The organism is Pseudomonas sp. Ant30-3, from assembly GCF_000690905.1.
Taxonomy (GTDB): Bacteria; Pseudomonadota; Gammaproteobacteria; order Pseudomonadales; family Pseudomonadaceae; genus Aquipseudomonas.
Window position 1 is genome coordinate 1 of the sequence record NZ_JMCL01000129.1, and the last position, 6,165, is coordinate 6,165.

Sequence of the window (6,165 nt, forward strand, 5' to 3'; positions counted from 1 at the left end):
CCCTGGATGCGGTAACCCTGCCATTATTTGACGCAGGAAAGCTGTAAAAATCTGCCAAGTTTTACGTTGCTCTTGCTGAATTTTTCAGCAAGAATGCGGCAACCTTACCGCAGAATGAGCTACCCCTGGATCATGACGAAGGAACTCCAGCAACGCCGCCCGACTGGTCATTGGGTACAGACAGAGCGGGCCGCGCATGAGGCTTGGGCAAGCCTCATCGGACGCAAACCCAAGGCTGCCGAGCTCATGCACCACCTGGTGGCTCGCATGGGCCATCAGAACGCGGTGGTAGTCCCTCAGAAGGTGCTGGGCAAGATCATGAACTGCAGCGTCGACACGGTGCAGAGGGCGCTAAAGGTTCTGGAGGCTGAGCGCTGGATCCAGATCGTTCGGATCGGGAAGGGCAAAGAAGCGGCATACGTGATCAATGACCGAGTAGCTTGGGGGCAGGCTCGTGACCAACTGCGCTTGTCGATGTTCAGCGCGACGGTCATAGCGGATGTTGAGGACCAGGATCCCCTATCCCTTTCCACCGACCCCCTGCAACGCATCCCGTCCCTCTTCCCTGGCGAGACAGCCATACCCCATGGCCCAGGCGACACCCCGCCGTCACAGCCGATTTTGGAGGGGATGGAGCCTAGCCTGGTTCGAGATCCTCGCACCCTGGACTGGGTGAATGGCCAGGCCGACAAAGAGTAGAGTGGCACACCCCATCAAGGAGACGTGACACATGGCTTGGCACACCATCCAGGAAGCGCAGAAGCTGACCGGCAAGAGCCGCCGCACGCTCTACCGTGACATGGCCGCAGGCCGCTTGTCCTGGGAGCCTGAGGGCGACAGTGCACGCCGTTTGGAAACGTCCGAGCTGATCCGCGTCTATGGCGAGCTGAAACCCCTGGCACAGCCAGAACCCGAAAAAACGGCACATGGCGACACTGGCCTTGGCACACAGGATACGGCCCTGATCCTGGCCGAACTGAAGGCTTTACGAGAGGAGGTCGCCGAGTTGCGCCAGGCTATGCGCCTGATCGAGCACAAGCCGGAGTCGGCACAGCCTGACACGGCTGAAAGTGTGCCAGATGACAAGCCGTTGCCCTGGTGGCGACGGCCGCTATTCACCCGGAACGGGTAAGAACCGGCGCCGGCCGAGGGCGGCAACCCTCGACTAGCGCCTAACCACAGAGACCGCTAGGAGGTCACCATGGCTGTTGCGATTGTATCCCCGAACATCACCGCCGATCTGCTGGTCGAGTCCAGCCCCGGGCTGGATTCGCCGCAGGGCGACGTGTACCTGCAGGCGCTCAGCGCTCTGCTGCAACCGGCGCTCGACCAGGTCGTCGCCGCCTACCAGGCGGCGTCGGCCACCCGCTCGACGCAACGCGCCTTCCGGCGCTTCCTGGTCAACCTGGCAGAGGAGGGCTGAACATGGGCTGGTCTTTTGATCCGAACAGCGGCCGCAACACCGGCTCCAGTGGTGCCGGGGGCTTCCTGTTCCTGCTGCTCGTCCTCGCCGCCATCGTCGTGGCGGTAGTCGTGCTGTGACTCACCCTCTCGCCAGCCTGGCCAGCGCTCCGCTGGCCCAGGCTGCGCCTGAGGCCCTGATCGAGGTCGCCCTGCTCGTTTGGTACGACCCTGACCCTCTCCCCTCGCTGAAACGCGCCCTGGAGGCCCTGGAGGGCATCCAGCAGCGCCGCGCCAGGTTCGCCCTGGACATACTCCGCCGATACCCCTGCACGCCGGCAGAGCGCAGCCGGGAACTACGCGACCTGGTCGACCTGAAAGTTAGTTTTCGCGGGGGGCCACTGCCGGCATTGCTCCAGGCCTGGGGGCTGGATGACACCGACCGCCTGGACACCAAGCCCTTGCTTCCCTACCAGCGACGTCACTACCGACCAGAAACAGGCGATTGAGTGCGCGCATGGCAAAATGGCGGCCATTGGGGATTTGAGCGAACTGCACGAGATGGGAAAACCAACAAGCGGCATTGCCTGGAAGGCAGCAACCATAGGGGGTGTGGCCTACGACCTGGGCCACCTGCACCCTCACCTCTGGGAGGTAACCATCCCGGGCAAAGACGATAAACCCGACCTGGTGCTCAAGGTGAATGTCACCTATGGCCTGCACTGCTTCGCCCGGGACGCGCTACCAGGTGAGCAGGTCAGCCAGGATCGCTGGTACAGCGATTCACGCGAGAAACGGGTGTTCTGCGACCTGCGATGGGAGCTGTCGAAGCAACTGCCAGGGATCGTCGCGACTTTGACCGAGCGCCGATGTATGCACACGGGCCGGGAGGAGTTCGTCACCCTGGAGGTGGTCCACCAGGGGCGCACCTTCGACTACGCAGTGTTCTTCACCGTGACCAAGGCCAAGAAGGCCGAGGGGGCGCACCTCAACCTCTTCGTGAACAGTGCCCACGAGCGCTACGATCCGCTGCAGTACAAGAAGCCCATCAGTTTCAAGTTCATCCTGCTGAACCGGTACCAGGGCAAAGAGATCAAGGTGCCGCGCTGAAAAAGAAAAAGCCCCGCAATGCGGGGCTTCTTCTTTAATCCGGAGTCTCTTGGTTATCCCACTCTATGGTGCGGACCTCTTGCGAGGTGGACGGGCGCTTACACCGGTCGGCGCTACCTGTCAGTGGCCCCATTATTCAACCATTCGTTGAATAGTTAAAGGGCTATTCGTCATTTTTGATCATCCTGGGTAACCGGGGTTCACCCCCAATCATCGAGCTGGTGAGGCATGGATGCCGCGTCTAGCCCGGGCGGCTTTTGGCCCGGGCTAGACCACCAGCGCCGGCAGGGACGCCGGATCACCAGGGCCGGAACGGACTTGGCCGGTGGTGTTCTTCCTGCTCCAGGGCCTCGGCACGCGCTTGCTCAGCCCATGCCGGCACCTCGTCCAGGCGCTGCCGGTCCTGCTCCAGGCGCTGGCGTTCCTCGGCCAGTGCCGGCAATGGCTTGGGCTTGCCCTGGTCGAAGCCGTCCACGTCGGCGAGTAGCTGCTCGATCCGCCGTTCCTCGCGCTCGATGCGGGCCAGCTCGTGGGCCTGGGCGGCCTCGATGCCCTGTTCTCGCTCCACTGCCTCGCGCAGCGCCTGCTGGGCCCTCTGGCGCTCCTGCAGGAGGCGCCGGGTACGTTCCCGGGTAACCCCTTCGGCCACGCCCTGCCAGTGCCTGGCCTGCACCTGATGGCGCTCCAGGATCTCCGACAGCGCCTCGGCCGAGGGGCGGTCGGGCTGCTCGATCTGCTGCCGCAGTGCCCGCACTATCTCCCGGTCGGCGGCCAGCTCGCGCTCGGCCTGGGCGTTCCTGGGCAGCTCGGCCAGCGCGTTCTTCCGATCGAGGAGCGCGGCGTCCATCTGCCGTACCAACTCGCGAGGATCTGCCGCCGCCCGGTCGGCCGCCCGCTGGGCAGCCTCGGCGCGGGCCCGGGCCTCGGATATCTCCAGGTCGATCTGCGGCGCGTCCCGCCCTGCAGGACGGGCCAGGCGCGCTTGGTCGGCCTTGTTCCTGGTGTTCCAGGCCACAGCCCGCTTGTAGTCCGGATGCCCCCGGAACGCCTGGTCAGCCCGCTTCGCCTCGCGGCGAGCGAGATCTACCTTGGTCTTGTGGCCCAGCCGGGTCGCCCAGTCGGCGAGCGGGTTCGGGTGTGCGGCCATGCGCTGCTCCTGCCGCGCCTGGTCGGCCTTGGCCGCCTCCAGCTTGGCCTGGGCCTCCAGGCGCTTGTGACCCAGCTCGATCACGTCCTTGACGTAGGCCGGCTGCCCCTTCGCCTGGCGCTTCTGGATGGCCTGGCACTCGTGCACCAGGTCATCCCACTGTCGTTTCGCCGCGGCAGCCTCGGCCAGCAGGCGCTCGACGCGCTGCGCCTCGTTCTCCCGCTTGGCCGGCGCCGGCTGCTCGACTGCCGGCAGGCCGCGCTGGGCGCGTGCTGCGGCCAGGTCGTGGATCTGCGCCGGCGCCGGCGCGGTATCCGGCACCATGCGGCGGATCTGCTCGGCCTTGGCTCGGCGCTCGGCCAGCACTTCCCATTCGTAGATCTTGGCGCTGACCTGGGCCAGCTCCCGCTGGTCGCGGCGCAGGTCGCTCCGGGCCAACTTGTCCAGGTCGGGCGCCGGCTCGCCACGGCGCTCGGCCTCGCGGCGGGCCTTGGTGATCGCCGGGCCGTCATGGATGGTCGGCGCCCGGTCGGTCTCCATCGCCTTCACCTGGTCGCCCGCCTCCAGGGCGGCGGCGTGCTGGTCGGCCAAGCTGCGCCGGTCCACGCGCTCGGCGTGGCCTGCCGCTTCAAGGGCGGCATTCGTGCGCCCCTCGACCATGGCGCGGATCCACTTCACTTCCTCCGGGCCGCGCTTGAGGTCGTCCAGCTCGCGGGTCTTCTCGCCCAGCCCGGCCGGGCCGAGGCGGCGCGTGGTGAACAGGATGTGCGCGTGGTGGTTGCGGTTGTCGCCCTCGGCGTCGGGCAGGTGCACCGCCACCTGGGCGCCGACCTGGTAGCGCTCCACCAGGTCGCCGGCGATGGCCTCGGCCAGCGCCTGGCGCTGGGCCGTGTCCAGCTCGTGCGGCAGGGCCACCAGAAGCTCACGGGCCACGGTCGCGTTCTTCCGCTTCTCGGCGCCCTCGGCCAGGTTCCACAGCTCGGCGGTGTTCATCGCCGCCACGCCTTCCGGCAGCAGCATCGACACGCCGACGACACCGCCGCGACGGCGGTAGTCGTGCACCTCGCCCGTGCGCTGATCTACCACTTCCTCACCAGTGCGATACGCAGCAGCAGCAGTGGCCGAACGGCCACCGCTTCTGCTGATCGTCTTCACACTGGCGGAGTAGATCGCCACGGCTTTTGCTCCTGAGCTTTTTGCTTTGGCTCTTGTCGGCGAAGCCGACCGCACGCAAACGAAGTTTGCATAAGTGCGCCCTTCGCTGTTGCTCAGGGATGTCCGTGCACGCTGATAGTCTAGCGCCAACCCGCGAATCTGAGTAGGCTGTTCCTACGTGAAAAGCAGGAGAAAAGCCGGTGGCTACCCTCGACGATTTGAAGCAGAAGCGCGACCAACTGACCGCCAAGATTCAGCAGGTCGAGGCCCGCGAACGTGCCCAACAGAAGAAGGCTGATGACAAGGTGAAAGTCCTGGTCGGCGCCGCTCTGCTCGACCAGATCCAGCGAGGCGGCGAGGGGCTGGACGATTTGCTGGCCCTGATGGATCGCTTCCTGTCACGACAGTACGAGCGCAAGGCCGTTCTCGGCGAGGATGGCAAGGGGTCTGAGACACTGCTGCGTCTGGTCGCTCGCAGACAATAGTCTGCAGGCGCCGGGGCCTAGCCACCCCCTCCACTGATTACCCGCAAGCGAAGCGCGCAGGCCGAAGGCAGCACCGTGAAGGAGCGAATGCGCCGTTGCACGGCCTACCAGGCGTTGCACGGTGGTGGGCGGCCAGCAGCGACTGGAACGGTGCCGACATCAGGCTCGCGCAAAATTTGCCAGGTACAAGGCGGCCTGCGGCCGCCCCGGCGCTACGCGCCGGCTACGGTGGTGGCTGCACCGCCTAGGTCAGCCCATGGCAGTTACCCACCGGCTGCGCCCGTGGATAACTGCCGCCACGGCGTAGCCTGGCGATCCGCACTGACGCGCTTCGCTTGTCGGGTCCCCTGCGCTGCGGCGGCTTCGCCCCCTCCGCTCGGCGACCTGGGCTTCAAAAAGCACCGTTTTTCCTACTCGTAGGAGCAGGAAAAGCACGGTGGTGAGGGCACCACCGAGGCCGGCGGCTGCCTTCATGGCAGCCTGCAAGGCCGCAAGCGGTGGCGCCGCAGGCGGCACCACCTAGCCGCGCGCGCAAGCGCGCACGGCCTCCATAGATCATAAGAAAGGGGAAAATCAAAACCCTTTAAAATCAATGACTTGCGCAATGGGGTTACCGCACCCTGGATGCGGTAGGGTTACCGCACCCTGGATGCGGTAACCCTGCCATTATTTGACGCAGGAAAGCTGTAAAAATCTGCCAAGTTTTACGTTGCTCTTGCTGAATTTTTCAGCAAGAATGCGGCAACCTTACCGCAGAATGAGCTACCCCTGGATCATGACGAAGGAACTCCAGCAACGCCGCCCGACTGGTCATTGGGTACAGACAGAGCGGGCCGCGCATGAGGCTTGGGCAAGCCTCATCGGACG

6 protein-coding genes are annotated in these 6,165 nt (G+C 65.3%); 5 read left to right on the forward strand and 1 reads right to left on the reverse strand.

Annotated elements, in window-relative coordinates:
• The first annotated feature begins 132 nt into the window (after positions 1-132).
• From DU29_RS01000000130465 to DU29_RS0125930, 4 genes are all read left to right on the forward strand, one after another.
• The gene (locus DU29_RS01000000130465; protein ID WP_236645654.1) at positions 133-699 is read left to right on the forward strand and encodes a helix-turn-helix domain-containing protein; all 567 of its coding nucleotides are present in this window, start codon (positions 133-135) and stop codon (positions 697-699) included.
• A 31-nt stretch (positions 700-730) separates the two neighbouring features.
• Entirely contained in the window at positions 731-1,132 is a 402-nt protein-coding gene (locus DU29_RS01000000130470; protein ID WP_202983035.1) for a hypothetical protein, read from the forward strand.
• Positions 1,133-1,201: 69 nt separating this feature from the next.
• Complete coding sequence (locus tag DU29_RS0125915) at positions 1,202-1,423, forward strand: hypothetical protein (RefSeq protein ID WP_028624324.1); 222 nt, start codon at positions 1,202-1,204, stop codon at positions 1,421-1,423.
• Between the two features lie 410 nt (positions 1,424-1,833).
• Entirely contained in the window at positions 1,834-2,511 is a 678-nt protein-coding gene (locus DU29_RS0125930; RefSeq protein WP_236645655.1) for a hypothetical protein, read from the forward strand.
• 298 nt (positions 2,512-2,809) lie between these two features.
• Here the strand turns inward: DU29_RS0125930 and mobQ are convergent, their stop codons facing one another.
• Positions 2,810-4,834 carry a MobQ family relaxase gene (gene mobQ, locus DU29_RS1000000131005; RefSeq protein ID WP_050483183.1) on the reverse strand — a complete coding sequence of 675 codons (2,025 nt, stop codon included), beginning with the start codon at positions 4,832-4,834 and terminating at the stop codon, positions 2,810-2,812.
• Positions 4,835-5,013: 179 nt separating this feature from the next.
• Between mobQ and DU29_RS0125945 the strand changes: the two genes are divergently transcribed.
• The gene (locus tag DU29_RS0125945; RefSeq protein ID WP_028624327.1) at positions 5,014-5,298 is read left to right on the forward strand and encodes a hypothetical protein; all 285 of its coding nucleotides are present in this window, start codon (positions 5,014-5,016) and stop codon (positions 5,296-5,298) included.
• The last annotated feature ends 867 nt before the right edge of the window (positions 5,299-6,165 follow it).